General features: G+C 72.2%; 26 protein-coding genes and 1 pseudogene. 16 read left to right on the top strand and 11 right to left on the bottom strand.

Annotated features, from left to right (window positions below; genetic code table 11):
• Positions 1–2: 2 nt before the first annotated feature.
• Together JIG36_RS45565 and JIG36_RS45560 are read right to left on the bottom strand one after the other, a co-directional pair.
• Complete coding sequence (locus JIG36_RS45565; protein WP_203383143.1) at positions 3–407, bottom strand: hypothetical protein; 405 nt, start codon at positions 405–407, stop codon at positions 3–5.
• A 68-nt stretch (positions 408–475) separates the two neighbouring features.
• A complete protein-coding gene (locus tag JIG36_RS45560; RefSeq protein ID WP_203383142.1) occupies positions 476–2,326 on the bottom strand; it encodes an alpha-amylase family glycosyl hydrolase in 1,851 nt (616 codons plus the stop codon).
• A 93-nt stretch (positions 2,327–2,419) separates the two neighbouring features.
• Here JIG36_RS45560 and JIG36_RS45555 point away from each other — a divergent pair, with 93 nt between their 5' ends.
• From JIG36_RS45555 to JIG36_RS45545, 3 genes are read left to right on the top strand one after another with little or no spacing between them, the layout of a single operon-like run.
• Positions 2,420–3,229, top strand: coding sequence for an ABC transporter ATP-binding protein (locus JIG36_RS45555; protein WP_203383141.1), 810 nt, complete (start codon positions 2,420–2,422; stop codon positions 3,227–3,229).
• A gap of 16 nt (positions 3,230–3,245) precedes the next feature.
• On the top strand, positions 3,246–4,241 hold the full coding sequence (locus JIG36_RS45550) for an ABC transporter substrate-binding protein (protein WP_203383140.1): 996 nt from the start codon (positions 3,246–3,248) through the stop codon (positions 4,239–4,241).
• Positions 4,238–6,346, top strand: coding sequence for an iron ABC transporter permease (locus tag JIG36_RS45545; RefSeq protein ID WP_203383139.1), 2,109 nt, complete (start codon positions 4,238–4,240; stop codon positions 6,344–6,346). Before JIG36_RS45550 ends, JIG36_RS45545 begins: the two co-directional genes overlap by 4 nt.
• Before the next feature lie 328 nt (positions 6,347–6,674).
• On the opposite strand, the gene JIG36_RS45540 is transcribed toward JIG36_RS45545, so the two are convergent.
• Positions 6,675–7,175: a flavodoxin domain-containing protein gene (locus tag JIG36_RS45540; RefSeq protein WP_203383138.1), complete on the bottom strand. Its 501-nt coding sequence runs from the start codon at positions 7,173–7,175 to the stop codon at positions 6,675–6,677.
• A 523-nt stretch (positions 7,176–7,698) separates the two neighbouring features.
• Between JIG36_RS45540 and JIG36_RS45535 the strand changes: the two genes are divergently transcribed.
• Complete coding sequence (locus tag JIG36_RS45535) at positions 7,699–8,484, top strand: hypothetical protein (protein WP_203383137.1); 786 nt, start codon at positions 7,699–7,701, stop codon at positions 8,482–8,484.
• A 6-nt stretch (positions 8,485–8,490) separates the two neighbouring features.
• Here the strand turns inward: JIG36_RS45535 and JIG36_RS45530 are convergent, their stop codons facing one another.
• The 3 genes from JIG36_RS45530 to JIG36_RS45520 all read right to left on the bottom strand — a co-directional run bounded on the left by JIG36_RS45530 (position 8,491) and on the right by JIG36_RS45520 (position 10,884).
• Positions 8,491–9,279, bottom strand: a complete 789-nt coding sequence (locus tag JIG36_RS45530; RefSeq protein ID WP_203383136.1) for a maleylpyruvate isomerase family mycothiol-dependent enzyme — start codon at positions 9,277–9,279, stop codon at positions 8,491–8,493.
• A 23-nt stretch (positions 9,280–9,302) separates the two neighbouring features.
• Positions 9,303–9,905 carry a P-loop NTPase family protein gene (locus JIG36_RS45525; protein ID WP_203383135.1) on the bottom strand — a complete coding sequence of 201 codons (603 nt, stop codon included), beginning with the start codon at positions 9,903–9,905 and terminating at the stop codon, positions 9,303–9,305.
• 172 nt (positions 9,906–10,077) lie between these two features.
• A complete protein-coding gene (locus JIG36_RS45520; protein ID WP_203383134.1) occupies positions 10,078–10,884 on the bottom strand; it encodes a CPBP family intramembrane glutamic endopeptidase in 807 nt (268 codons plus the stop codon).
• A gap of 182 nt (positions 10,885–11,066) precedes the next feature.
• Between JIG36_RS45520 and JIG36_RS45515 the strand changes: the two genes are divergently transcribed.
• From JIG36_RS45515 to JIG36_RS45485, 7 genes are all read left to right on the top strand, one after another.
• Positions 11,067–12,008, top strand: coding sequence for a sulfite exporter TauE/SafE family protein (locus tag JIG36_RS45515; protein ID WP_203383133.1), 942 nt, complete (start codon positions 11,067–11,069; stop codon positions 12,006–12,008).
• Between the two features lie 142 nt (positions 12,009–12,150).
• Positions 12,151–12,351: a hypothetical protein gene (locus JIG36_RS45510; RefSeq protein ID WP_203383132.1), complete on the top strand. Its 201-nt coding sequence runs from the start codon at positions 12,151–12,153 to the stop codon at positions 12,349–12,351.
• Entirely contained in the window at positions 12,348–13,805 is a 1,458-nt protein-coding gene (locus JIG36_RS45505) for a dynamin family protein (RefSeq protein ID WP_203383131.1), read from the top strand. The genes JIG36_RS45510 and JIG36_RS45505 overlap by 4 nt, the downstream gene beginning before the upstream one ends.
• Before the next feature lie 164 nt (positions 13,806–13,969).
• On the top strand, positions 13,970–16,003 hold the full coding sequence (locus JIG36_RS45500; RefSeq protein ID WP_236049621.1) for an Hsp70 family protein: 2,034 nt from the start codon (positions 13,970–13,972) through the stop codon (positions 16,001–16,003).
• Positions 16,000–16,446, top strand: a complete 447-nt coding sequence (locus JIG36_RS45495) for a hypothetical protein (protein ID WP_203383129.1) — start codon at positions 16,000–16,002, stop codon at positions 16,444–16,446. The genes JIG36_RS45500 and JIG36_RS45495 overlap by 4 nt, the downstream gene beginning before the upstream one ends.
• The gene (locus tag JIG36_RS45490) at positions 16,443–18,221 is read left to right on the top strand and encodes a dynamin family protein (RefSeq protein ID WP_203383128.1); all 1,779 of its coding nucleotides are present in this window, start codon (positions 16,443–16,445) and stop codon (positions 18,219–18,221) included. Before JIG36_RS45495 ends, JIG36_RS45490 begins: the two co-directional genes overlap by 4 nt.
• On the top strand, positions 18,218–18,712 hold the full coding sequence (locus JIG36_RS45485; protein WP_203383127.1) for a hypothetical protein: 495 nt from the start codon (positions 18,218–18,220) through the stop codon (positions 18,710–18,712). The genes JIG36_RS45490 and JIG36_RS45485 overlap by 4 nt, the downstream gene beginning before the upstream one ends.
• Here the strand turns inward: JIG36_RS45485 and JIG36_RS45480 are convergent.
• A complete protein-coding gene (locus JIG36_RS45480) occupies positions 18,706–19,050 on the bottom strand; it encodes a hypothetical protein (RefSeq protein WP_203383126.1) in 345 nt (114 codons plus the stop codon). The genes JIG36_RS45485 and JIG36_RS45480 overlap by 7 nt on opposite strands.
• A 127-nt stretch (positions 19,051–19,177) precedes the next feature.
• Here JIG36_RS45480 and JIG36_RS45475 point away from each other — a divergent pair, with 127 nt between their 5' ends.
• The 4 genes from JIG36_RS45475 to JIG36_RS45460 all read left to right on the top strand — a co-directional run bounded on the left by JIG36_RS45475 (position 19,178) and on the right by JIG36_RS45460 (position 21,877).
• Positions 19,178–19,609, top strand: coding sequence for a hypothetical protein (locus tag JIG36_RS45475; RefSeq protein ID WP_203383125.1), 432 nt, complete (start codon positions 19,178–19,180; stop codon positions 19,607–19,609).
• A 34-nt stretch (positions 19,610–19,643) separates the two neighbouring features.
• Positions 19,644–20,513 carry a tetratricopeptide repeat protein gene (locus JIG36_RS45470; protein WP_203383124.1) on the top strand — a complete coding sequence of 290 codons (870 nt, stop codon included), beginning with the start codon at positions 19,644–19,646 and terminating at the stop codon, positions 20,511–20,513.
• A 234-nt stretch (positions 20,514–20,747) separates the two neighbouring features.
• A complete protein-coding gene (locus JIG36_RS45465; protein ID WP_203383123.1) occupies positions 20,748–21,284 on the top strand; it encodes an RNA polymerase sigma factor in 537 nt (178 codons plus the stop codon).
• Positions 21,285–21,385: 101 nt separating this feature from the next.
• The gene (locus tag JIG36_RS45460) at positions 21,386–21,877 is read left to right on the top strand and encodes a hypothetical protein (RefSeq protein WP_203383122.1); all 492 of its coding nucleotides are present in this window, start codon (positions 21,386–21,388) and stop codon (positions 21,875–21,877) included.
• On the opposite strand, the gene JIG36_RS45455 is transcribed toward JIG36_RS45460, so the two are convergent.
• The 3 genes and pseudogenes from JIG36_RS45455 to JIG36_RS45445 form a co-directional block, all read right to left on the bottom strand.
• Positions 21,859–22,245, bottom strand: a complete 387-nt coding sequence (locus JIG36_RS45455) for a tetratricopeptide repeat protein (protein ID WP_203383172.1) — start codon at positions 22,243–22,245, stop codon at positions 21,859–21,861. The genes JIG36_RS45460 and JIG36_RS45455 overlap by 19 nt on opposite strands.
• Positions 22,246–22,320: 75 nt before the next feature.
• Positions 22,321–22,800 (bottom strand): annotated as a pseudogene (locus JIG36_RS45450) (GNAT family N-acetyltransferase); the annotation flags it as partial.
• Complete coding sequence (locus JIG36_RS45445; protein WP_203383121.1) at positions 22,793–23,668, bottom strand: LysR family transcriptional regulator; 876 nt, start codon at positions 23,666–23,668, stop codon at positions 22,793–22,795. The pseudogene JIG36_RS45450 and the gene JIG36_RS45445, both read right to left, overlap by 8 nt.
• Before the next feature lie 69 nt (positions 23,669–23,737).
• Between JIG36_RS45445 and JIG36_RS45440 the strand changes: the two genes are divergently transcribed.
• Positions 23,738–24,616 carry an EamA family transporter gene (locus JIG36_RS45440; protein ID WP_203383120.1) on the top strand — a complete coding sequence of 293 codons (879 nt, stop codon included), beginning with the start codon at positions 23,738–23,740 and terminating at the stop codon, positions 24,614–24,616.
• Between the two features lie 681 nt (positions 24,617–25,297).
• Here the strand turns inward: JIG36_RS45440 and JIG36_RS45435 are convergent.
• Complete coding sequence (locus JIG36_RS45435) at positions 25,298–26,251, bottom strand: alpha/beta fold hydrolase (RefSeq protein WP_236049620.1); 954 nt, start codon at positions 26,249–26,251, stop codon at positions 25,298–25,300.
• Positions 26,252–26,265 lie beyond the last annotated feature (14 nt).

Below are 26,265 nucleotides of genomic sequence, written 5' to 3'. Positions count from 1 at the left end.
CGTCAGTCGACCGTGAACGACGCCGTGGTCGCCAAGGGGGAGGTGGCCGCGGCGGTGTCGCCGACGGCTCGGACCGCGTAGCGGTAGGTCCACTTGCGGTTGCCGCTGACCAGGCCGACCCAGGCGTGCCCCTTGGCGTCGGTGGGGAACGTCGCGGTCTGGTCGGTGACCCACTTCGCGCCGCTGCGGTGCTGCAGCACCACGGTGACCCGGCCCGCGCGGCGCGGCGTGACCTGAAGGTCGGCGTGGACGGCGGCCAGCGAGCGGTAGTGTGCCACGCTCTTGACGGTGCGGGTCTGGCCGGTGAGCTTGGCCACGACCCGCTTCGCGGGGACCGCCGCAGGGGCGGCCGCGGGTATCAGGATGCTTCCGGCCAGCACGGCCACGGGGACGAGAATCTTCAGCACAGACTTCGCATCGGAGCACCCGGGCGGCGGACTGAGCGCCCGGCCGGATCAGCTACCAGGTCGCAACCTCAGGCGTACAGAACGAATCCGGCGGCCGGGACCGTGAGCCGGACGGCCTTGCCGTTGCGGGGCTCGACCCGCACCCGCTCGCCCTCGGCCGCCTGGTCGGTGCTGAACAGGCAGGTCAGGCTGTCGCCTTGAGTGTGGAGCTCGTTGTCGACGGTGACCCACGCCGTACGGGAATGGTCGGGGTCGGTGTTGATCGCGCAGACCACCTCGGCGCCGGCCAGCAGGCGGGACCAGGGGACCACCGACAGCATGCGGCCGCCCAGCATGCGGGGGAGGCCGAACGAGTCGCCGTCGCCGGAGATCTCGCGCAGGTATTGCCGGCCGCGGCGCAGAGCGGGCAGGCGGCGGCGCAGGCGCAGGACGCGGGACAGGTCGCGGTAGATCGGGTTGGTCTCGTCGAAGGCGTGGCCGCCGCGGCTGCGGAACGGGCCGAAGTCGCCGCCGAACATGGCCTCGCGGATGTAGCGGTCGTTGTCGCCGTGGCCGTCGAACGCCTGCTCGCTGCCGTAGTAGACGCACGGGATGCCCAGCGTGGTCGCGTTCAGGGCGAGCGCGGCCAGGGCCAGACGGTCGTTGCCGGCGCCGGACGCGAAACGGGCCTTGGACTGCCCCTTGCGGACCTGGTCGTGATCGTCGTAGCTGGTCACCACGCGGTCGCGGAACCAGGTGTGCGAGTCCTTGCCGACCTCGTACGAATTCCGGAACAGATCGAAGTACTCGACCGGGTCGCGGTAGCCCTTCACCAGGCCTTCGAGACGGTCCTGCACGTCGGCGATGCCGAGCGCGGCGTCCATGCCGACCTGTTCCAGCGTGCGGTAGGCGAAACCGCGGTCGCCGGTGATCTCGGCGATCAGATAGAAGTTGTCCTTGCCGATGCTCTGCGCGAACTCGTGGATCGCCGACGCGAAATAGCGGGCCGCGCCGGGGTCCATGTGCTTGACCGTGTCGACCCGGAAGCCGTCCAGGTCGGCGTACGCGATCCAGTACTGGTAGGCCCGGGTCAGCGCCTTCAACCCCGCCGACGGCCGGTACGCGTCGACCGGTCCCGCGCCCAGGTTGACGTCCTTGAGCCCTTCGAAGTCGCCCTCGAGGAACTCGGGGAACCAGTCCCAGTTGCTGATGCGGCCCTTGCCGGTGAACGTGCCGGGCTGCTGCAGCTCGGCCGGCCAGACCGCGCCGTCGGGCCAGGCCGAATCGGGGAGATCCGGACCGTACGGGAGAAGGGGTTTGCCGCTCGCGTCGCGGAAACCCTCGATCTTGTACGGGTTCCCGTCCCACCGCGCGTCGAAGAAGCCCTGCGGCGTGCGGTAGCGGTCGGGGTCGTAGCCGAACACGTCGCCGGCGTGGTTGAGCACCACGTCGAGGATCACCCGGATGTTCTCGTCGTGCGCCGCCTTCACCAGCTCACGCAGCTCCCCGGCGGTGCCGAAATGCGGGTCGACGTCGAGGAAGTTCTGCGTGGCGTAGCCGTGGTAGCTGTTCGTGCCGGGCGCCTGCCGCAGCACCGGGCTGATCCAGACCGCCGTCACGCCCAGCCGGCGCAGGTAGCCGAGCTTGGTGCGCAGCCCGGCCAGGGTGCCGCCGAGCCAGTTGACCCCCGAGCCCTCGAAGCGGGCCTTGTCCTCGGGCGTGGTCACCGCGTTGCCGTGGTCGCCCGGCCGCAGCGGCGGCGTCGTGCCGTCGGTGACCGGCTGACCGTCCACATCCAGATAGTCACGCTCCCGGCCGTCGGAGAACCGGTCGAGCATCAGGAAGTAGAGAACCTCGTCCTCCATCGCGGCCGGGGAGGGGTGGAACTCCCGGCCCTCGAACTGACCGAAATCAAGGTCTGCCACACGGCGTACGGACATGCCTCAGGCTAACGCCGCGTGACGGCCCGGCCGCATGTCGGATCAGCGACGCCCCGCATTTGATCAGGGCCCACGTTAGGTTAGCCTCAGCTAATGAACGAAGTCGCGCTCGCCGGCAGCGCATTGACGCTCGCCTACGACGGCCGCACCGTCGTGCACGGCGCCGGCCTCGAGCTGCGCGCCGGACAGGTGGTGGCGCTGGTCGGCCCCAATGGCTCCGGCAAGTCGACGCTGCTGCGCTCGCTGGCCCGGCTGCACACCCCGCAGTCCGGCACGGTGACCCTGGACGGCGACGGTGACGCCTTCGCGTTGCGGCCCAAGGATTTCGCCCGCAAGGTCACCCTGCTCACCCAGTCGCGTCCCACCCCGGGTGGCGTACGGGTGCGGGACGTCGTCGCCTACGGCCGGCACCCCTACCGCGGCCGCTTCGGCTCGGGCGACACCGACGGGCATGTGCACGTCGACAAGGCGATGCGGCTGACCGGCGTCGACACGATGGCCGAGCGTGCGGTCGACGAGCTCTCCGGCGGCGAGCTGCAGCGGGTCTGGCTGGCCACCTGCCTGGCCCAGGACACCGGCGTCGTCCTGCTCGACGAGCCCACCACCTTCCTCGACCTGCGCTACCAGGTCGAGATCCTCGACATCGTGCGCGAACTCGCCGACGACCACCAGGTCGCCGTGGGTGTCGTGCTGCACGACCTCGACCAGGCCGCGGCCGTGGCCGACCGGGTCGTGCTCATGAGCGAGGGCGTCGTGCGGGCGGCCGGAACGCCCGCCGAGGTCCTCACGGCCGATTTCCTCAGCGAGATCTACGGCCTGCGTATCGAGGTGAGCGTCGGCGACGACGGCCATCTCCACACGCGTCCGATCGGCCGGCACACCAGCCGGCAACTCACCCCCTGAAAGGTTCTTCATTAATATGGTCACCCGCCGTGCCTTCGCCGCCACCACCGCGGCCGCACTGACCGCCGTGCTGCTCGCGGCCTGCGGCACCACCGAGGAGCCGGCCGACGAGGCCGGCGCCGGTTCCGCCGCCCCGTCGAGCGGCCCGGTCGAGATCACCGACGAGCGGGGCACGGTCAAGCTCGACGCCCCGGCCAGGAACGTGGTGTCGCTCGAGTGGGGCCTCACCGAGAACCTGGTCGCGCTCGGCATCAAGCCGGTCGGCCAGGCCGACGTCAAGGGTTACAACGCCTGGGACAAGAGCGCGCCCATCGACGCCTCCACCCCCGACGTCGGCACCCGCGGCGAGCCCAGCCTCGACGCGATCGCCGCGCTCAAGCCCGACCTGGTCGTCTCGGTCACCGACGTGCCCGAGAACGTGCTCGCGCAGATCGCCAAGACCGCGCCCGTGCTCGCGCTGCGCGGCTCGGACGGTTCCGACCCGATCGGCTACATGCGCAAGACGGTCACCACGCTCGCGCAGGCCACCGGCACCACGGCCCAGGGCGAGAAGCTGCTGGCCGACTTCGACGCCAAGGTCACCTCGGGCAAGGAGGCCCTGGCGGCGGCGGGCAAGGCCGGCGCGCCGTTCGTGATGACCGACGGCTGGGTCGAGTCGGGCAACGTCTCGCTGCGCATGTACACGCCGACCTCGTTCTTCGGCGGCATCGCCAAGGAACTCGGCCTCGAGAACCAGTGGCCGGACGGTGGCGACAAGGACTACGGCCTCGCGCAGAACGACGTCGAGGGCCTGACCAAGATCAAGAACGCCGAGACCACCTACATCTACGTCGCCAACGACGCCGACGGCGGCGACTTCACCGACAACCTGAAGAACAACGCGGTCTGGAAGCAGCTCCCGTTCGTCAAGGCGAACAAGGTCAAGCGCATCCCGGACGGCATCTGGATGTTCGGCGGCCCGGCCTCGGCCTCGAAGTACATCGACGCGCTCACCGCCGCGCTGACGTCATGACGACCAGCACGACCGCCCCGGCCGTCACACCGCCCCAGATCAAGAGCGACGGTCCCCGGACGTACGGGATCATCGCGGTCTTCGTCGCGGCGGTCGTGCTGCTCCTCGTCCTCGCCGCGGTGCACCTCACGCAGGGCACCGCGAGCGTGGGCCTGGGCGAGCTGATGCGCGCGCTCAACCCGTGGGGCGAGAGCGACGATTCCCGTACGCAGGCTGTCGCCGTTCTCGTCGCCAGCCGCCTGCCCCGCCTGTTCGCCGCCCTGCTGGTCGGCCTCGGCGTCGGCATCGCGGGCGCCGTGCTGCAGTCGGTCGCCCGCAACCCGCTGGCCTCGCCCGACACCCTCGCCGTCAACGCCGGCGCGTACGTCTCGGTGGTCGCCGTCGCCGCGTTCGGCATCTCGCTGCCGTTCTTCGTCGGCGGCACGGTCGCCTTCGCCGGCGGCCTGCTCGCCTCGGGCCTGGTGCTGCTCGTCTCGCGCGGCGGTGCGGCCGGCCCGACCCGGCTCGTGCTGGCCGGCTCAGCCGTGGCGCTGGCCCTCAACTCGCTCACCACCGTGCTGCTGATGCTGTTCCAGCAGAACACGATCGGCCTGTTCGCGTGGGGCAGCGGCACGACGGTCCAGAGCGGCAGCCAGAACGTCACCATGGCCGCGCCGGTCATGCTCGTCGGTGTCGCGCTCACCCTGGTCCTCGCCCACCGGCTCGACGTGCTCGGCCTCGGTGACGACTCGGCCCGTGTGCTCGGGGTCGACGTCCGCCGTACGCGGGTCGTCTCGGTCGGTCTCGCCGTGCTGCTCTCCGCGACCGCCGTCACCGTGGCCGGCCCGATCGGCTTTGTCGGCCTGTGCGCGCCGGTCATCGCCCGGCTCGTCGCCCGCCGCGTGCCCGGTCTCGGCGCCCATCTGCTGCTGCTCCCGTTCGCGGGCATCGCCGGCGCGCTCACCGTCGTGGCCGCGGATGTGTTGCTGCGCCTGGCGATCCCCGCCGGAACCGCCATCTCGGTGCCGACCGGCGTGGTCACCACTCTGGCCGGCGCGGTCCTGCTGGTCTGGCTGGCCCGCCGCCTGCGCGACGGCGGCCCGGCGGCGGCTCCGGCGCGGGGTGCGCAGGGTTCGGTCCGATCCCGTACGTGGGTGACCACCGTCGCCGTGGTTCTCGCGGTGGCGCTGGTCGCCGCCTTCATCGCGGCCCTGCTGCTGGGCGACCGCCTGATCCTGCTCGGCGACGTCATGAACTGGATCAGCGGAAACGCGGGCCGCCAGGTCTCGTTCGTCCTCGACCAGCGCTGGCCCCGGGTGCTGGCCGCCATCCTCGGTGGCGCCGCCCTGGCCCTGGCCGGCATCATCGTGCAGGCCGTGTGCCGCAACGCCCTGGCCGAGCCCAGCCTGCTGGGCGTAACCCCCGGCGCGTCCGTCGGCGCGGTGGCGGTGGTGCTGCTCCTGCCCGGCGTCGGCGGCTGGCCAGTGATGGGCGTGGCCACCGTCTTCGCCCTGGCCACGTTCGCCCTGGTCTACCGCCTGGCCGCGAGCCGGGGCCTGTCGTCCGACCGCATCGTGCTGGTCGGTGTCGGCGTGAGCGCCGCCGCGACCGCGCTGACCACGCTGGTGGTGGTCGTGGTCTCCCCGTGGAACGTGGGCGTGGCCCTGACATGGCTGGCCGGTTCCACGTACGGGCGCAGCTTCGGCCAGGTGGTACCGGTCCTGCTGGTGCTGATCGTAGCCGTGCCCGCGGCCCTGATCGGCAGCCGGAGCCTGGATCTGGTCGCCTTGGACGAGGACGTGCCCCGCTTGCTGGGCGTCCCGCTCAACCGGGCCCGGCTGGGTTTCCTCGCCCTGGCCGCCGTGTTGACCGCAGCGGCGGCCACCGCGGTCGGCGCCCTGGGTTTCGTGGGTTTGGTTGCCCCACACGCGGCGCGGGCCTTGGTCGGCGCCCGCCACAGCCGTTCGATTCCCGTCGCGATCGGCTTGGGCGCGGTGCTCGTCTCGGTCGCTGACACGTTGGGCCGCACAGTCATAGCCCCCAGCCAACTGGCGGCGGGCTTGGTGACCGCTCTGATCGGGGCCCCCTACTTCGTCTGGCTCCTCTGGCGCAGCCGAGCCAGCTGACCCACCCCTTTACTCCCCGGCCGTTGTGGCCGCAGCCGGGCGCGCCGTTTGCCCCGTGCAACAGCCTGTTGCCGCCTTAGGGGGCGTGGTGTTTCATGCAGCTGGTCAGGGCGCGGCGTGCTTCGTTCGGCAGCTGTGGCCGCGGCTGAGGAGTTCGTGCGGCTGTGCCGGCCGCGGTCGTGTTTCCTGCCGCATCAGGGCGTCGCCTGGCTGTGCTGATCGCGGTCGTGCTGGCCGTCGCGCCAGGGCGCCGTGCGTTTCGTGCGGCTGCGCTGGCCGGGGTCGTGTTGGCTGTCGCCTCGCGGCGTCGTGTGCTTCGCGCGGGTGGTCAGGCCGTTGTGGCATCGGCCGGCACTTCGAGGCGGGCGCCCCAGTATTCGGCCCGCTTGACCTCACCGTCCACCAGCGGCCCCGACACGCCCGTCACGAGAAAGTTCTCGGGCGGGCACACCGGCCGCGCCCCACGTTGCCGCAGCAGCCGGTCGGCTTTGCGGGCCGCCGACCCGGTGAAGGGCCGGTTCATCTTCGTGCAGTAGGCAGCCACGGCGAGCCCGTCAAGCCCTTCAACCGCGCCCAGATACTCCCGCAGCCCCCGTTCGGCCTTCCCGGTGGCGCCCTGCCTGACCGCATCCTTTCGCGTGGCGGTGCGGCTGAGCCCGAACGCGTGCGTCGGCGCCCCCACCACCAGCAGATCCACTCCCACCAGCGACGGCGCTTCACCAACTTCGGCCACGCTCACGTCAAACAGATCGGCCAGCCCGGCCGCGACCGCCTTCGCCGCGGTGGCGGTGTTCCCGAACATCGACTCATACAAGACCAGCGCTCTCATTCCTCCACGGTCACCCCACCGCACCGCCCCGCGACAGGGCCGTTGGACCCCCGCACGCAGATCATCCGACCCGCCACCCCTGACATTCTCCGCGGTGGGCGCGCCTGCAGGGCGTTGTCCACATTCCCAAGTTGTCCACAGGCTGCCCCGCAAAAATCGCCCTTCCACGAAACAATGGGGACTAGGGTGGAGGCCCCCTGGTAGGGCGGGTAATGCGTTAGGCAACCCCTAAGAGACCCACCTCGAAGGCCCGCGCTCCCCTGGTCGCCGCCTCGATCGAGGCCTGCCTGCTGGGTGGGGCCGCCCTGCTCATTCCGGCGCTCGCGACCACCGCTCTGACACCTCCACGGTTGCCGCACCGCACCGGGACCGGGGCGTCCGAACCCGATCATCCGACCCGCCCCGGCCGTTCAGACATCGCCCGCGACCCCGAAGTGGATGGGCCACTGTGGATCGGCCGGGGAGCCTGATGCGGGTGTCTCCACCATCTCCCGACTGTCCCGGCCTGATCAGCATCACCGCTGTGGCTGAGAACTACGGTCAGCTCAGCGGTGTGCTGGCCGGGTTTGCCTTCACGGCTCTGGTCCTTCTCCTGAGCCGTGACCGCGAGCGGCGACACGCCGTTCGCGGTGGGGTTCCGCTGCTCCTTTTCGTGGCGTTCCTGACGCTCATCATCAACACGGTCATGTATTCGGTTCTGGCCGGTGATAGCGCCCAGCCCCGGGCGGCCAGCGCTCAGGTCATCAACGGACTGTCGTTCGGACTGTCCATCGCTGTTCTCCTGCAGGGCATCACTCTGCTGATCCAGGAGGCGGGGCACGACCGGGCCACCATCGGGGTCGCCCGCTTCTCGACGGTGGCGCTTCTGCCGTGCCTGGGGCTGTATTTCGTGCTGACCGGGCTCACCGACATCGAACGGGCGCGGGCCCAGCTCGACGGCACATGCGTCCCCGTCGCCGCCTCGACCGAGGGGCTGGTGCTCTGCGCGGGCGCCCTGGTCATCCCGGCGCTGTCGCTTCACCCGGGAGCGCAGAACGTTCCGCCCCTGGTCCGCCGGTTCTCGCGGACGGCTGCGCCCCCGACCGTGCTCGTGCTGACCGTAGCGGCGGCGATCGCGGGTTCCGACATCAGCAACCGGTCGCCCGAATTCGTGTTCTCCGCGACCACGTCGGCCTGGTTCCAGCGGGGCGCCTTCGCCATCCTGGTCGTGCTGGGGCTGATGCTCTCCTTCGGCGGTCTGGAGCAGGCCCGTACCGCGTCGCACAGGGCGCGCCTGATCTGGCGCGAGACGCCCGCGAAGAAGCGCTGAAAACCGTCAGCCGGCGATGTGAGCGGTGTTGTCGAGCCACTGCTGGGCCAGGGTGACATCGCCGTCCACGGTGACTTCGGGGGCCTCCGCCAAGGGGATGCGGCGGGTCAGGACCAGCAGCAAGGCGCCGGCGGGGCCGGTCACGGTGACGTCGGCCTTGTGAGAACCGGGCTGCCACGTGGCGCCGTCGGGATGGCGTTCGACGAACCACGCGTCGGGGCCGTCGGTGGCCTGCCACTGCAGGGTCTCGCCGCTGCCCCGGATGGCCTGGGCCGACTCGGAGCGCATCATGGCCCACGTGGGGGAGGTCAGCATCTTCAGGTGGTTGGTGATCAGCGCGGCCGCGACGTCGGGGGCGACGGGGTAGGGGTGGCCGGCCGCGTTCGCGCCGTCGAAGCCGTGGACCACCGCCTCGTTGAGGGAGCTGGAGATCCAGAACTGGGCGCCGGTCCGCTCGTCGGCGGCGGCGTTCCAGACGGGTGCGTCCATCGCCTCGTCGGTGAAGGCGTCCGCGACGCGCTGGGAGGACTCCGCCAGCCAGGCCGGCCAATCGCGGGGGTCGGCGGGGAGTTCGGGCATCTCGGTGGGCAGTTGGCTGGGGTCGGTGACGCGCCCTTCGACGATCTGGGCGACCCAGTGCTGGGTCTGGCCCAGGTGGGCGACCAGCTCGGACATGGTCCAGTCGGGCGCGGTCGGCACGGCGGCGCCGGGCCCGGCCGTGGCGGCGGCGTCGGCGAGGCGGCGGGTGTGCTCGACGATCGCCCGGCGGGTCTGGTCCGTGGTCAGCTCGGTCATGGGTTCGACCCTTCCATCAGGTGTCACTGTCCTGGTGGAGACTCGGCGGGCGGGCCGAACTCATCGGTGACCCGGCGAACTTCCCGGGCGCTGCGGCAGCGGATGACGCGGTCGCCGGCCCCGTCGAGGAACGCCTCGAGGGTGCGGGTCCCGTTCGCGCCGTCGCGGTCCCGCAGCTGGTCGGTGGTGGCGGCCGGGCGGCGGCGGAAGTCGCGGGCCCCGCGCGCGACGCGGCGGACCGACCGCAGATCCCAGTCGGAGCCGCCCTGCCACCGGTGCCGGACCGCCCGCTTGAGAACGCGCCACAGTGAGGTCGTCGCGGGCAGGTCGAGCCAGATGATGACGTCGGCGGCGTCCCGCAACGGTGTGGTCCAGCCGGCGTACAGGCCGTCGGTCACCCAGCGGCCGGTGGCGGCGAGGGCGGATGCGCGTTCCCACCGCGAGGCGTCGGGCGACCGGGTCCACTGCCAGAACGGCGCCTCGTCGCGGTCGGCGGGCGGGTCGTACGCGATGCGGTCGAGTTCCGTGTGCGGGAGTCGAAGGTCCGCGGCCACCGTACGGGCGAGGGTCGTCTTGCCACTGCCGGGGCCGCCCAGGATCAGCACCCTCGCCACCGCCGCAGCCATGGTGAGGACGTTAGCGTGCGGCGCGGACGGGCGTGCGGCGCGGACGGGCGTGCGGCGCGGACGGGCGTGCAGCGCGGACGGGCGTGCAGCGCGGACGGGCGTACGGCGCGGACGGGCGTACGGCGCGGACGGGCGTGCGGCGCGGACGGGCGTACGGCGGCGCCGGAGGAGGCTAGCGGTCGGCGGCGACGGGCGTGCGGCGGCGCTGCAGGAGCTGGATCACCCCGACCGCCGTGGCCAGGGGGATCAGGCCCAGAGCGAACTGCTGCAACAGGGCCAGGTCGTCGACGACAAAACGGTTCCAGGCATCGCCGACCAACTGCTCGCAGGCCTGGAAGGCCACGTGGAAGCCGATCGGGGCCCACAACGAACCGGTCACCTGGCGGATGAAGCCCTGCACGACGGCGAAACCGAAGAACAGGACGACCCGGTCGACGCTGCCGGCGGCGCCGATGATGACACCGAACAGGGTGAACAGGGCGGCCTGGGCGAAGACGGCCACCCATGCGGGCATCACCGAGACCAGGGTGCGATAGAGGTAACCGCGGAAGACCAGTTCCTCGGGCAGGGCCTCGTACAGGAAGACCAGGCCGATCAGGGCGAGCGCGGACAGGATCGTCACCGGCACCGAACCGCGCGGTTCGATGGTGAGCCAGCCGAGCAGCACGCAGGCCGTGACCGCCACCGCGGCGGGGATGAGGTAGCCGGCCGCGCCGAGGCCGAACAGGCGTGACGCCGTACGGGAACGGGCTTTGCGCAGTTTCTCCCACGGAACCCTGTCGAGGCGGCGGTAGGCGAGCAGCACCATCGGCACGACGAGCGCCGAAATGGCGAAGGCCGAAGCGACGTGCCGGCCGCGGTCGTAGCCGCGACCCCAGAGCGCGTCGGACAGGGCGAACACGGCCAGCCAGATCAGGGTGGCGGCGGTGAAGACGATCGCGATGCGGGCAACGACATGGGGTGGCCGGCGGCGGTCCATGTCCCGAGTGTGACGACGGTCATCCAGCCCGCGCTGCGGCAAGAAGTCTATTTCCCGTACGTCTTAAGTCGATGCCCCCGGACGACGCGCGGTTGGTGGGACCGGTCTTGCTGTTCTCCTATCGAAATGGTAGGCATGATGGGCGCGGTCAAGTATCCCCCACCGCCTGGACTGGAGCGACCATGAGGAAACTGATCCTCCTAGCCCTCGTCGGCCTCGGAGCGCAGCTCGTCGACGGCAGCCTCGGCATGGCGTACGGCGTCACGTCGACGACGCTGCTGCTGGCCATCGGCACCAACCCGGCGGCGGCGTCGGCCACGGTCCACCTGGCCGAGATCGGCACCACGCTCGTCTCAGGTGTCTCGCACTGGAAGTTCGGCAACGTCGACTGGAAGGTCGTCTGGAAGATCGGTGTGCCGGGTGCGGTGGGCGCGTTCGCGGGCGCGACGTTCCTTTCCGGGCTCTCCACCGAGACCGCGGCCCCGCTGATGGCGGTCATCCTGCTGGCGCTCGGCCTGTACGTGTTCATCCGCTTCACCACGATGGGCCTGCCCAAGGGTCGCCTCGGCCTGCCGCTGCGCAAGCGGTTCCTGGCCCCGCTGGGCGTGGTGGCCGGCTTCGTCGACTCCACCGGTGGTGGCGGTTGGGGCCCGGTCGGCACGCCCGCCATTCTGGCCAGCGGCCGCCTCGAACCCCGCAAGACGATCGGCTCGATCGACACCAGTGAGTTCCTGGTCGCGGTGGCGGCCAGCCTCGGCTTCCTGTTCGGCCTGGGCAGCGAGAACATCAACTTCGCCTGGGTGGGCGCGCTGCTCATCGGCGGTGTGATCGCCGCGCCGATCGCGGCCTGGCTGGTCCGGCACATCCCGCCGCGCGTGCTCGGCTCTGCCGTCGGCGGTGTCATCATCCTCACCAACTCGCGGACGCTGCTGAAGTCCGACTGGATCGACGCCGGCGACACCACCCGCTACACGATCTACGCGATCATCTATGTGGTCTGGGCGGCCGCGCTGGCGTACTCGATCCGCGAGTACCGCCGCAACGCCGAGGAGGACCGCCGCCTGATCGCCGAGGCCGAGGCCCGCGAGCCCGGCCGTGACGAGCGCGAACTCGACCCCGCCTGATCTGTCCCTCCGCCCGTGGCCGCGCCGGCACCTTCGGCGCGGTCACCACCCGGTCATGGCCTACTGATCTGTCACTCCGCCCGTGGCCGCGCCGGCACCTTCGGCGCGGCCGCCACCCGGTCATGGCCTACGGTTGGCGCTCATGATGACCGAACTCGCCCAGCGGATCGCCGACGCCCTCAACGAGGCCCTCGACCAGCGGGTCGCCACCGACTTCAACGTGGGTCACGTGGAGCGGGGCATGGCCGACGGTGGCCCCGATGAGCCGATCATCGCGATGACCGTGGACGAGGTGGCCCGGATCGCCGCCCGCACCGCCCGGGACGTGGCGGAGGGTCGTTGAGGCCGGTCAGCGACCGGGTCCAGGCCCTGTGCGCCGAGATCGCCGGGAACCTGCCGCCGGGCCCGGCCCGCGACACGGTCGCCGCGGTCGGGGAGCGGCTGGCCGAGCGGACCCTCCGGATCGCCGTCGGCGGGCGGGTCAACGCCGGCAAGTCCACGCTCGTGAACGCGCTGCTCGGCCAGCGGCTGGCTGCCACCGGCGCGACCGAGACCACCACCCTGGTCACGTGGTTCCGCCACTACCACCAGAACCGGGTGCAACTCGTCCTCAAGAACGGCGAGTCGGTGTACGTGGCGGCCGCGCCCGGTGGCGGCGTCCCGGCCGACCTGCCGGTGCCGACCGGCAGCATCGCCTCGGTCGTGGTCGAGACGGCCAACGCGCGTCTCGCCGACCGCTACAACCTCGTCGACACGCCCGGCCTCGACTCGCTGACCGGGCTCGACGACCCGGCCATGGCCGCCTTGGCCGAAGCCGACGCGCTGCTCTACGTGATGCCGCATCCCGGCGAGCGCGACCGGGAGGCCCTGGAGGCCCTGCGCGGCACCTCGGGTCAGGCCGGCCTGAGCGCGGCCAACGTGCTCGGCGTGCTCAGCCGGGTCGACACTCTCGGCGACGGGGACGACCCGTGGCCGGCTGCCCGTCGCATCGCGGCACGCTACGCGGGCGAACTGCGCGGCCTCGTCGCCGACGTCGTCCCCGTGATCGGCCTGCTCGCCGAGACCGCCTCCGGTGACACCTTCACCGAGTCCGACTTCCGCCTCCTGCGCCGGCTCGCGGCCCTCGACCCCGACGACCTCGAGGACCTGCTGTACGCCCCGGCCGAGTTCCTGGGCGCCGACGCGTCCGGGGCCGCCGGGCTCGGATCGGCCGACCGGGCCCGCCTGCTGCGCCTGCTCGGCGTCCACGGGCTGCGGGAGGCGGCCGCGCACCTCCGCGCCGGAATCGGCCGGAGTGACGAGTTGCTGCGGGCCCTGGCGAAAAGCTCCGGCATCGCGGAACTCAACGGATATGTGGAGCAGAATTTCATTCGTTCGGCGGACAGACTTCGCGCGTCGTCCGCGGTCGCTATTCTCGAACGCGCCTCCTGGCTCGGTGGCGACGGCAATTCCGCGACGGTTCTGGCCGGATTGCGGGCGAATCTCAGCGAGTTGAAACGCGACCCGGTGCTGCGCCAGGCCGCCCTCGTGCCGGCCCTGCGCGACCTCTCGGCGGGCAAGCTGAAGCTCACCGACGACCACGCGCGGGCGCTGATCAGCCTGGCCACCGGCAACACCGACGCCGTACGCCTCGGCCTGCCTCCGGACGCGGCGGCGGGCGAGGTGGCCGCGGTCGCGGGCGACTGGGTGACCCGCTGGCGGCGCCTCGAAGGCAACCCGTCCCGCCTCACCGCCCGGCACGCCCGGTCCGCCCGGGAATTGACCGAAACTGCCTTCTTCGCGAACCGGTCCACATAGGGGTCGCCGGGAACCGCCGTTCGCCTGACTATTCTCAACCTTTCGGGCACCCGTCATTCCGTTATGCTGCGCCCGTGGGTGGCTGGTCAATAGCGATCGATTACGGCAGCAGTTTCACTTGTGCGGCGATGTCCTCCGACGGCAATTCATCCGAGATCCTCGAATTGGACAGCAGCCGGTATCTGCCGTCCGTGGTCTGCCTCGACGAGGACGGCCATCTGCTCACCGGTCGCGACGCCGCGCAGGAGGCGGCGATCTATCCCGACCGGGCCGAGTTGCAGCCCAAGCGCGCCCTCGTCAGCGACACCGAGACCCGTCTGGGTGACCGCGACATCAGCACCGTCGAGATCGCGGCGGCCACCCTGCGCCGCGTCGCCGACGAAGCCGTGCGGCGGTTCGGTGGCCCGCCCGAGAAGGTCGCGCTGACCCACCCGGCCGCGTGGACCGCCACCGAGATCGACCGGCTCGCGCAGGCCGCGGCGCTGGCCGGGCTGCCGACACCCACGTTCGTGCCCGAGCCGGTCGCGGCCGCGATCCATTACGCCACGTCGGCGGGCGCCACGCCGATCCCGGCCGGCGCGCACATCGCGGTCTACGACCTCGGCGGCGGCACGTTCGACACGGCGGTCCTCCGGCGTACGGGGGACGGCTTCGAGATCTGCGGACCGCCCGGCGGTGATCCGGACTTCGGCGGCGACGACGTGAGCGAGGCGCTGCGCGAGGTCGTCGGCGAGCAGGTGCGGCACGACGCGCCCGAGGAGTGGGAGCGGCTCTGGTCGGACGAGTCGACCAAGGGGCAGCAGCGGCGGGCCAGCCAGCTCACCTATCTGACGCAGGCCAAGGAGTCGCTGTCCGGGCGGACGGTCGTGGTGGTTCCGGTGCATGCGGCCGACGCGCAGGTGCGGATCACCCGGGCCGAGCTGGAGACGGCGATCGAGCGGCAACTCGCACCGACCGTCGACGAACTGGTCCGTACGGTCGAGGACGCCGGTCTCCGCGTCGACGATCTCGCCGCCGTCTACCTGACCGGCGGGTCGAGCCGGATCCCGCGTGTGTCGGAGCTGGTGGCGGCCCGGATCGGCCGGTTGCCGGTCGCCGAGGGCGATCCCAAGGCGGTCGTCTGCCAGGGCGCGCTGACCGCCATCACCAGGGGAGCAACCGCCCCCGAGTCCGAGCCCGTCACCGCGCCGTCGTCCCCCGAGCCCGGGCGTGCCGCCACGCCGTCGTCCTCGGGTCCCGCGCGTGTCGACGCGTCGTTGTCTGCCGAGTCCGGGCGTGCCGCCACGCCGCCGTCCTCGGGTCCTGCGCGTGTCGACGGGCCGTTGTCTGCCGAGTCCGGGCGTGCCGCCACGCCGCCGCCTTCGGATGCCGCGCGTGTCGACGCGCCGACGGCAGGGGACGGGACGGCATCCGCGCCCCGGCCGGCGCCGAAGAAAGGGCTGCGCGGGCGGCTCGGCGGCACGCGGCGGCGGGTTGTGCTCGTGTCGAGCGTGGCGGCGCTGCTTGTCGCGGCGGCCACGGCCACCGCGGTCGCGGCGACGTCCCGCAACGGCGGCTCCAGCGCCGACCCGACACCGGCGCCGGTCGTCACCACGACAACCCCGGAGCCCGCGACCACCACGCCCGAGACGGACCTCTGGGGCCGGGCCGTCGAGCCGACCCCCGACACGACCACGCCCGAGCCCGACCCGACGACCCCCGAGCCCGAGCCGACCACGCCCGAGCCGACGACGCCCGAGCCGGAGGAGAGCAGCGCCCGCGACAACCTGAGCCCCAGCCAGCAGGACCTCTACGACAAGATCAGCAAGTCGAGCATCGACGAGGAGACCTGCGAGGAGTGGTCACCGGGCGCCGCCGGCGTGGAAGCCGGAATCCAGTGCGACGGGGATCCGTCACTCGATCACAAGGTCGGATACCTCCAGTTCAAGACCCTGTCGGCGATGAACAGCTACCTCCGGGGTGAGGCCGCCGGAGTCACCGACCAGGGCTCGTGCCGGGACGGCGACCCTTCGGTCGGCACCTGGAACTCCAACGGCGACACCGTCGGCGAGTTGATCTGCTACCGATACGACGGCGGGGACAAGTTCCGGATCGTCTGGAGCCACGGCGATGCCATGGTGGTCATCAGCATCACCGACGGCTCGCCCACCAAGGCCGGCGATTGGTGGTACGAGAGCGGCTGGATGCTGGCCTCATGACCACCCCGCCCGCCGTAAGAGCGCCGCTCGTCGACGGTTCGCGGCTCGTCGATGGTGCGCGGGCCGTCAAGGGTGCGTGGCTCGTCGAAAGTGTGCGGCTCGTCGGCGGTGCGCGGCTCGTCGAAGGTGCGCGGTTCGTCGACGGTGCGCGGGCCGTCAAGGGTGCGCGGCTCGTCGATGGTGCGCGGCTCGTCGGCGGTGCGCGGGCCGTCAAGGATGCCTGGCTTGTCGAAGGTGCGCGGGCCGTCGAGGATGCCTGGCTCGTCGAAGGTGCGCGGTTCGTCGATGGTGCGCGGTTTGTTGACGGTGCGCGGGCTGTCGAGGGTGCGTGGCTCGTCGAAGCTGTGCGGGCCGTCGAGGACGCGCCACCCGCCGGAAGCGCGCCGAGCTCCGGGCCGGCGTCGCGGACTGTGGTCCGACGAGACCGGGGGTCCGGCCGATGAGCGCGCCACCTCACGAGTCCGCGCCGCCGCGGGCGGGTGCGCTCCGGTTCATCGCGGATGCCGCGCTCGTGCTGGACCGGCTCGGGGATCAGGCGGCGGTCACGGCGATCCGCGGGGAAGTGGACCGGCTGGCCGGGGGTGCGGCCACAGTGGTCGTGGTCGGGGAGCGCAACAGTGGCAAGAGTTCCCTCGTCAACGCCCTGCTCGGCCGCGCGGGGCTGCTGCCGGTGGACGCCGACGTCGCGACCGACGTGCATGTCGTGGTGCGGCACGCCGATTCTCCGCGAGCGCTGGTCCGCACCGTGGACGAACCGGCCGGGCGGTCGGTGACCCTCGACGAGATCGGGGAGTACGCCGCGCTCGACCCGGCCACCGGGCGGCCCCGGCACCTCGACGTGCTCGAGGTCGAGGTCGGACTGCCCGACGCACTGCTGCGCGGGCTGCGCATCATCGACACGCCCGGCGTGGGTGGCCTGGTCGCCGGGCACGCCGCGGTCACGCTGGCCACGCTCGCCCGGGCCGACGCGTTGCTCTTCGTGGCGGGCGCCGGCTCCGAGCTGACCGCCTCGGAATGCCGCTTCCTCGCCCGGGCCACCGAGCGCATCACGACCGTCGCGTTCGTGCTGACCCAGACCGACAAGTATCCCGAGTGGCGGACCGTGCTGAGCCGCAACGTCGCGCTGCTGCGGCAACACGCGCCGCGGTACGCGGACGCGCCGTGGTTCCCGGTCAGCAACCGCGCCGCGGCCGACGCGGCTCGCGCGGCCGTGCGCGGCAACGCCGAACGCGCCCAGCGGCTGCGCGCCGTCAGTGGCCTGGATCCGCTGGCCGCCGCGCTCACCAGCCGGGTGGCCGCCGAGGCGTACCGGATCCGCTTGCAGAACGCGCTCCTCGTGACCGGTCGTGCCGTCGACCGGCAGCTGACCGTGCAGCAGCGCAACGAACGACTGCTCGCCGGTGACCCGAGCCTTGCAGCCGAGCTGGCGGAGCTCCGCGAGCGCGTCGCCGGTGCCGACGAGTGGATCGCCCACCGCCAGTCCCGGATCGCCGAGCGCGGGCGGGCACTCGACCGTGACCTGCGGCTGCAGATCCGGCGCCGGATCATCCGGCTGCGCGAGGACCTGCTCGAACTGGCCCGCGGCGGCGAGCCGGACCTGCCCGGCGAACTGGCCCGCAGCGTCCACGCGATCTGGCTCGACCAGCAGACGTGGCTGCGCGATCAAATCGCCGAGCTCGACGGCGAACTGGCCGACCGGGCCGGGCCGGGCGACGAGGTGACGGTGCGATTCCCCGCGCATCTGCGGGATCTGGCCGGTCCCACCCGTACGGGAAATGCCGGCTCGAACGCCCTCGACCGGATCATCCCGTCCATGGGGCTCGGCTCGTTCGCGGCCGGTGTCACCGGGGCGTTGGTCAGCGGATTCCTGGTGCCGGCGGTGGTCGGGCTCGGAACGGTGGCGCTGCTCTACGAGCGCCGCCGCCGCAAGGACGCGGCCACGCAGGCCCGGCAGGACGCCGCCCGCTACGTCACGTCGGTGATGGCGCAGGTCGAGGTGGAGCTGCCGGCGGCCGCGCACGACGCGCTCGAGCAGGCGCTGCACCGGTTGCGTGACGCCGTGACCGAGGACGTGAACCGTTGGAAGGCCCAGGTCGAGGCGGCCGGCCGGTCGCACCCGGCCGGTGAGGCGGGCACGGTGGCCGCCCTCACCCAGCTGATCACCCGCTATGCCGGTGTCGCCGAGGCCGTCGGCGACCAGAGGAGGGAATCCGCATGACCGACATGTTCGACGACTGTGGCGCCGACGACGACTCCGTGGACCCGTTCGACGATCTGATGAACGGGGACGGGCAGGGCGACAGCGAGCTGTTCCACGCCACGTTCGACAACCCCGACTCCTTCGACGACGTGGTGCCCGCGGTCGAACCCCTCGAGGCGGCGCCGATCGTCTCGCTCGCGAATGGCATCGACTACCCGGCCGGTGGGTACGCGGCCCTGCCGGTCAGCGGTGACACGGCGGCCCTGATGCAGCAGATCGACAGTCAGCTCGCCACGGTCCGCGAACTCGCCGACGTCAGCACCCTCGGCGACGGCGGTATCGACGTCACGCCCGGTGTTTCTGGTGCGGTGCAGAACACGCTGGACCTGCTGCACAACACGTACTCGGCGAGCCCGGCCACGCTGAACTGGCTCAACGGCATGAACAACGCGCAGAGCTCGTACGCGGAAGTCTCCAACGAGGTCTACAAGCACGAGCAGACTCACTGAGCGTCGGAGCGGAACTGCCTCGCCAGCTCGCGGTACTGCTCGGCGGCCCGGACCGCCTGCCCTACGAGCTCGAATCCCATCCCCGGCGTGACGTCGACCTTGCTGACGAACTCGGCCAGCTCCAGATAGCGGCGGTGCGCGTAGTCGCGGCACGCCAGGCAGGTCACCTTCGTGGGGGCGGTGGAGGTCATCGCGTACGGGACCCGCAGTTGACATCCCGTCGTGGCGTGACTCGGCAGGTCGGCCGCCAGCCCGAACGTGCTCGCGAGCATCGAGCGCTTGCGCACGTCGGCGTGCAGGCCGGCGTCAACGTGAATGTGGGGATCAGGGCTGTCCACCGTACGAGAATGCCATGAACCCCGGCATCGCGGACACCTCGCCGCACAGCGTCATGCTCCGACGCCACCGACCCGCACCCCCGCTAGGCTGTGCAGCGCGCCGGGGTCATCGAGAGCGGGGAAGTGCATGAACGACGAGCTGTTCAGCCCGACGATCCGGGATCAGGCGCCACCCGGCAAGCGTCCGTGGCGGCCCGAGTCGATCGTCTATCCCGCGTTCTTCGGCGGGCCGTTCGCCGCGGCCACGCTCGGGGTGCTCAACGGTCGCCGTCTCGCCCTGCCGACCCCGCAGCTGCTCGCCATCGCGGGGGCCGGGGTGGCCGGGTTCGGGGCCCGGCTCGTGGCGGGTGCGTTCGTCGAGAGCGATTCCGGCGTACGGCTTTCCGGCACGGTCAGCGGCATCCTCGTGTGGCTCGTCGTCCTGCTCCTGCAGCGCCGCGCGTTCCGGGTGGCCATGCTGCGCGGCGTCGAGCCGGCCAGCCTGATCCGCCCCGGCCTGTTCGCGGCGATCGGGTGCGGCCTCCTCGAGGGCGCCCTCATCCTGGGGCTGGTCCGATGACGGGGCCGCTTGCTTCCGCTCCGGGGCTGGTCGCATGACGTCGCCCTCGCCCGTGCTGCACCGGGCGCAGGCCCTGCTCGCCACCGGCCGCGCCGAGCAGGCGCTGACCGAGCTGTCGACGCTGCCCGCCAACGAGGTCACCGGCTCGTACGCGATACAACTGCGCTGCGCCGCCCTCAGCCAGCTCGACCGCTGGGCCGACGTGGGCGAGGCGGCCCGGGCCGGGCTCGCGGCCAACGGTCCCGAACCCGACCTGCTGCTGTGGCTGGGCCGTTCCGAGCACGAGGCGGGCCGCGACGAGAACGCCGAACGGGCCCTGCTCGACGGCTTGGCGCTGGCTCCGAACGACGTCGACCTGCTCTGCGCGTACGCGGACCTGTGCGCCGCCAACGGCCAGCTCGACAAGGCCGGCAAGCTGGTCGACCTGGCGGCCGCCCGGGCCCCGCACGCCCCCGTCGTCTACGCGACCCGCATCCAGATCGCGCACGCCCGGGGCGACGACCGCGAGGCGCAACGGATCAGCCGCGAGTTCGTCGGCGTGCACCCCGAGAACCCGGTCGCCCACGCCCTGCTGGGCGGCACGAGCGCCGCGCGGGGCCACATCGACACCGCGTACGAGGGTTTCCGCCAGGCCGCCGCCGCCCGCCCGACCGAGCAGGTGTTCGCCGAGTCCGCGCTGGAACTGCGGGTCGCCCGCCACCCGCTGATGCTGCCGTTGCGCCCGGTGCTGCGGTTCGGCGCTCTCAAGACCTGGTTGGTCGCCGTCGGGTGCATCCTGCTGTTGCGTGCCGTGGGGCTGCCGGTTCTTGCGGGCCTGCTCGGTTTCGCGTGGCTCGCATTCTGCATCTACTCGTGGGTCGTCCCGCCCCTGGTCCGTCGCTGGGTCCGGCGCGGCTGGAGCTGACCGCCCCGCCGCTGGGGCTTTTGATCTGGAGATCCAGCGGCGGGACTTTGAGAGGGTGACCACCGGGAACATCCCGGTCGCGCGCTACGGCCTGTAAGGCCGGTCGGCTCGCGCGTGGCAGCCGCCGAAGGCGGAGTTCCGTCCCGGTGCGGTTGGGGCCTCGACGTGGCGTACGTCTGCGGTGTGGGGTTGAAAGATCTGGGCGGCGGCTGGACATAGGTGGGGGTGGACCCTGTGAATGCCGACGACCGACGGCGCCGGTTCGAGGCGGTGGCGCCGTCCGTGATCGACGCGGTCGGGCGGTTTCTGGCTCGGCGCACCGATGCGGCGACCGCCGATGACGTGTTGCAGGAGACGTTGCTGGTGTGCTGGCGGCGGCTCGACGAGATGCCGGCGGGTGAGTTGCTGCCGTGGGCCTACGGGGTGGCGCGCAACTGTCTGGCCAACGCCGAGCGGGGGCAGCGGCGGCAGGGGCGGTTGTTCGCGCGGATTCTGCGGCTCGACCCGCCTCGAGATGTGGTTGTCGCGCCGGACACGCCCGATGAAGGGATCAGCGTGGCGTTGCGCAGCCTGAGGCGGGAGGACGCGGAACTGCTGCGGTTGTGGGCCTGGGAGGAGCTGTCGCCGGGGGAGATCGGGACCGTGCTCGGGATCAGCGCCAACGCGGCCGGCATCCGGCTGCACCGGGCCCGGCAGAAACTCCGGGACGCGTTGCGAAAGCCGGACGGTGCGGGCGGACATGAGGAGTTGACCGAGGGGAGACGGCCGTGACGGACGACGACGATCTGCGTTCGCGCCTGCGCCGCGCCGATCCGGCGGCCCGGATGGCGCCGGCAGCTCCCGAACGTGTTTCGCAACTTCTGGAGACGTCGATGACTGACACTGTTGCCCGGCCCCGTCCGGGTATTCGCGTGCTGGCGGTGGCTGCGGCCGTGCTCGTGCTGATCGTCGCGGTGGGCGGCTGGTTCCTGCTGCGGCCGGCGCCGGAGCCGATCGATCTGGTGACCGCGCAACCGGCGACCGTCACCGACCTGACCGCGCCGGCCGGTGTGGCGGCCAAATGCGTCGAGCCGACCGCCGCGAAGTTGAAGGAGTACGCGGACTTCGCGTTCGCGGGCACGGTCGTGGCGATCGAGGGCGGCACCGTGACGCTGGAGGCCACCCGGGTCTACCTGGGTGAACCGGTCGACGAGGTACGGGTGGCCCAGGAGGGCGACACGTCCGAGACGATGATGGGCAGCGGCAAGTTCGAGATCGGAAAGAACTACCTGGTGGCCTCCAACGACGGCGGCGTGCTCGTGTGCGGCTACAGCGGCGAGGCCGACGCCCCGGGGCTGCGCGAGCTCTACGACGAGGCTTTCTGAGTCCCGTACGCCCTCAGCGCCCGGCCGTAGTGCGGCACGTGATCGGCCAGGGCCCGTACGGCGAGGGCCGCGGCCCGTTCCGGTTCGCCCGTGTCGATCAGGGCCAGCGCGAGGAAGGCCGTTCGCTCGTCCTCGTAGCCGGGCAGCTCGCCGGCGCCGGTGAGCAGCGCGACCGCCTCGCCGGCCCGGCCCAGGTTGCGCAGCGTGCTGGCCAGCTGGATCAATGCCTGCGGGCGGAGGTCGTCGTCGAGGCCGGCGTCGAGGGCCCGGCGGTAGAGGGGTTCGGCGTCGGCCTCGCGACCGGCGTAGTCGCGGGCGGAGGCCCGTTCGAACAGACCGGCCGCGTCGTCACCGGCCAGGTCGTCCATCGTGGCGACCACCTGCTCGGGGGTCAGGGCGGCGGCGCTGGCCCAGAACGCGGCGATCGGTGACGGGTCGGCGCGGCGGCGTTCCAGCAGTACGACGTCTCGCCAGCGATCGTGGTGGCGGCCGACGCGCTGCCGGACCCCGACCGTACGGAATCCGTAGGCGCGGTGCAGGGCCAGGCTGGCGGTGTTCTCGGGGAAGATGCCGGACTGGATCGTCCACACTCCGGCCTGCTCGGTCGAGGCGATCAGGGCCTCGAGCAGGGCGCGGCCCACGCCCCGGCCCTGGGCCGCGGGCGCGACGTAGATGGAGTGTTCGACCACGCCCGCGTACACCGGGCGGCTGGAGACGGGTGTGACGGCGACCCAGCCCAGCACCTGCCGGTCGGCGTCGACGGCGACGAGGCGGTGCTCGGCGAGGCGGCCCGCGTCGAAGGCCTCCCAGGTGGGGGCGGTGATCTCGAAACTGGCGTTCCCGCCGTCGAGCCCGGCCTGATAGAGGGCCAGGACCGCGTCGGCGTCGGTGGCCTCCATCGGACGGATCGTCACGTCAGTCATGCGGTCTCCCGGGCGGGGCGTAGGTCTCGCGGGTCAGCGTCAGCAGTTCGGGCAGGACGGCGGGCGGGGTGTCGGACCACCAGGCCAGCCAGACGGGGATGAGCGGAGCGTCCCGTACGGCGCGGTAGGCCACGCCCGGGCGCGGGTTCTGGTGGGCGGTCGCCTCGGACGTGACACCGACCGCCTGCCCGGCGGCGATCAGCGTGAGCCACTCATCGACGCCGTGGGTGTGCCGGATGGTGGCCGGTGCGGGGCCCGGGTGCCACAGGGCGGGCGTGGTCGTGCCGGTGCGGGCGTCGATCGCGACCGGGTAGCGGGCCAGGTCGGCCATGCGCACCTGGCGGCGGCGGGCCAGGGCGTTGTCGGTGGCGATGGCGGCGAAACGGCGTTCGGCGCCGATCAGGGCCGTCGCGAAGCGCGGGTCGTCGTCGAGCGGGCGGCGGATCACGGCCACGTCGGCGATGCCTTCGCTCAGCCCCGCGGTGACCGTGTTGGACTGCACAAAGACCAGCGGTACGGCCGGGTGGGCCGCGGCCCAGGTGCGCTGCAGGCGACGGGTGTGCCGGCCCAGCGCGGCCCAGTTGTAGCCGACCCGCATCTCGCCCGCGTCTTCGGTGAGCGCACGGCGGAGGTGGGCGACCTCGTCGAGCACCCGTCGGGCGGCCGGGAGCACTTTGGCGCCGGCCGCGGTCAGCGACACGTGCCGGGTGGTGCGCTGGAGAAGCCGTACGCCCAAATTGCTCTCCAAGGCGGCGATCGAGCGCGACACCGAGGCCTGCGAGACGCCGACCGCCGACGCCGCGTCGGTGAACGTGCCCGCGTCGGCCACGGCGACCAACATCTGGAGCTGGCGCAGCTGCAGATCCATACGAGCAGCGTATAACTCGGCCGTGTCATGCATTTTTCGTATCAGTCACGGCTGCCGAGACTGGGTGCCATGAAGGCGTCCGCAGACCGCTCCTCCGGCATCGTGTCCTCCGGCATCGTGGCGATGCTCGCGAGTGGGGCGAGCAACCAGGTCGGGGCCGCGCTGGGCGCCCACGCGTTCGCGTCCATCGGCCCGGCCGGGGTGGTCGCGGTCCGCCAGTTCGTCGCGGCCGCGGTGCTGCTGCCCGTCGCCCGCCCCGACATGCGGCGGTTCACGTGGCGCCAGTGGTGGCCGACGCTGCTGCTCGGGGTCGTCTTCGCCACCATGAACTTGAGCCTCTACACGGCGATCGACCGCATCGGCCTGGGCCTGGCCGTCACCCTGGAGTTCCTGGGCCCGCTCACCGTGGCGCTCGCCGGTTCACGGACCCGCGTCGACCTGCTCTGCGCGGCGGCCGCGGCGGCCGGGGTCTACGCCCTCGTGCAGCCCGGCCCGTCGAGCGACTTCGTGGGCGTCGGCATGGGTCTGCTCGCCGCCGCCTGCTGGGCCTCCTACATTCTGCTCAACCGCCTGGTCGGCGCCCGGCTGCCCGGCCTGCAGGCGCCGGCCGCGGCCACCACGGTGTCGGCGCTGCTCTACGTGCCGGTCGCGGTCGCGCTGGCCGCCACCGGACGGCTCGACTTCGCTGCGATCGCTTTCGCGGTCGGCGCCGGCCTGCTCAGCTCGGTGATCCCGTACGCGGCCGACCTGCTCATCCTGCGCCGCGTCCCGGCACAGTTCTTCGGGCTGTTCATGAGCATCCACCCGGTGCTGGCCGCGCTGGCCGGACTGCTCCTGCTCGGGCAGTTCCTCGCTCCGACGCAGTGGGCCGGCATCGCCTTGGTCGTGGCCGCGAACGCGGTCGCCGCAACCCAGCGCCGTCCCGCCCTCGCCACTGCCGCCGCGTAAAGCCCACATGCAGAGGTGCACCACCACATGCCGCGCCCTCCTCGCATCACACCGCGCGCCGGGTCCGCCTGGCATCACGTCGCGCGCCGCGCTCTGCCTCGCCTCACGTCGCGCGCCGGGTCCGCCTCGCATCACACCGCGCGCCGCGCTCTGCCTCGCCTCACGTCGTGCGCCGGGTCCGCCTCGCATCACGTCGCGCGCCGCGACCTGCCTCGCCTGGCGCCGTGCCCCGCCTTGCGCCCCGGTTCGCGCCGCGCCCCGTCAAGCGCCGCGCTGAGCGCCCCGCACCGCCTTGCGCCGCGCCCGCCTCGCCCCGCCTCGCGCCGCGCTCTGCCTTGCCTCGCGTCGCGCGCCGCGCTCTGCCTCGCTTCGCGCCGTGCCCCGCCTTGCGCCCCGGTTCGCGCCGCGCCCCGTCAAGCGCCGCGCTGAGCGCCCCGCACCGCCTTGCGCCGCGCCCGCCTCGCCCCGCCTCGCGCCGCGCGCCGCGCCCCCGCCCCGCCCCGCCTCGCGCCGAGCATCCCGCCGCGCGCCGCGCCCAGCCCCGCACGCACGGACACGCGCTTTGCCGCCCGTCCGAGCCGTGCCGCCCGTACGGCCGCGCTGGGCCGCACCCGCCGATGAGCGGCCCATAAGGGCTCAGGTCGACATCTCACTCGGGGCATCGGGACTCTTGCCAGGCTCTCATCGTCGCGACAGCTCGTCCACGATCTCGATCGACGCGCGCCAGCCCGCGGCGTCGGCGGCGTGGGACGTTGCCACCGAGCGCACGTCGAACCTGTTCCGCGGCGTCAGACGGTCGGCGTCGGCGATCATGCGGTCTTGCAGGGCGAGCGGGATCATCTGGTCGCGGGTATGGCGGATGTAGGTGCGCGGGATGGATCCCCACGTGTCCTTGTGGCCGCGCGCGTCGGCCATCGGCACCTCGAGAGACTCGTCGGGGTGCATGCCGTTGAGCATCGTCAGGAACTCGGCGTCGGTCGCGCCGGCGCACAGCACCTGCTTGAGCTTGGCCAGCACCTTCAGGTCGCTGGTGCGGAAGTTGGTGCGGGTCGCCCCGATGACCGCGGGATCGCCGACGGCGGCACCGCCCAGCTCCAGGATCCTGCTCTCCGCGGCCTCGGGCAGTTGCAGATAGTCGGCCATGGTCGGTAGGGCCGTGCAACAGAACGCGGAGCTGTAGATCAGTCGTTCGATCAGCCGGGGCACCTCATTGGCAACGCGGTTGACCGTGGCGCCGCCCATGCTGCCGCCCCAGACGACCACCGGGCCGAGGTCGGCCGCGCGGCGAACCACAGCGACGGCAGCCTCGGCGTAGTCGTCGAGCGTGACCCCGGCCATCGGTGACCACTCGGTGGACAGCGCAGCCAGGTTCTGCGGGGCCTGATAGGACCGGCGGAACTGGCCCGAGCCGGGACTGTGGCCCGGCAGCTCGACCCCGACCGTACGGTGGCCGCGCAACGTGAGCTCGGCATCGCCGCCGGCGCTCCCGTTCGCACCCGCGACCAGCACGATCGTGGTCACATCGCGGCGGGCGGCTCCTCTCGGGCGAGTGAGAGACGGTGCGGCGGCCACCGTCGCTGCTCCGGCTGCTCCGGCGGCCAGTCCCAGCACTCCGCGCCTCGTCATGGTCGTCATGGCTTTCTCCCTTC

Source organism: Paractinoplanes ovalisporus, assembly GCF_016834655.1.
GTDB classification, from domain to species: domain Bacteria; phylum Actinomycetota; class Actinomycetes; order Mycobacteriales; family Micromonosporaceae; genus Actinoplanes; species Actinoplanes ovalisporus.
This window is presented reverse-complemented; position numbering and strand designations above follow the sequence as displayed.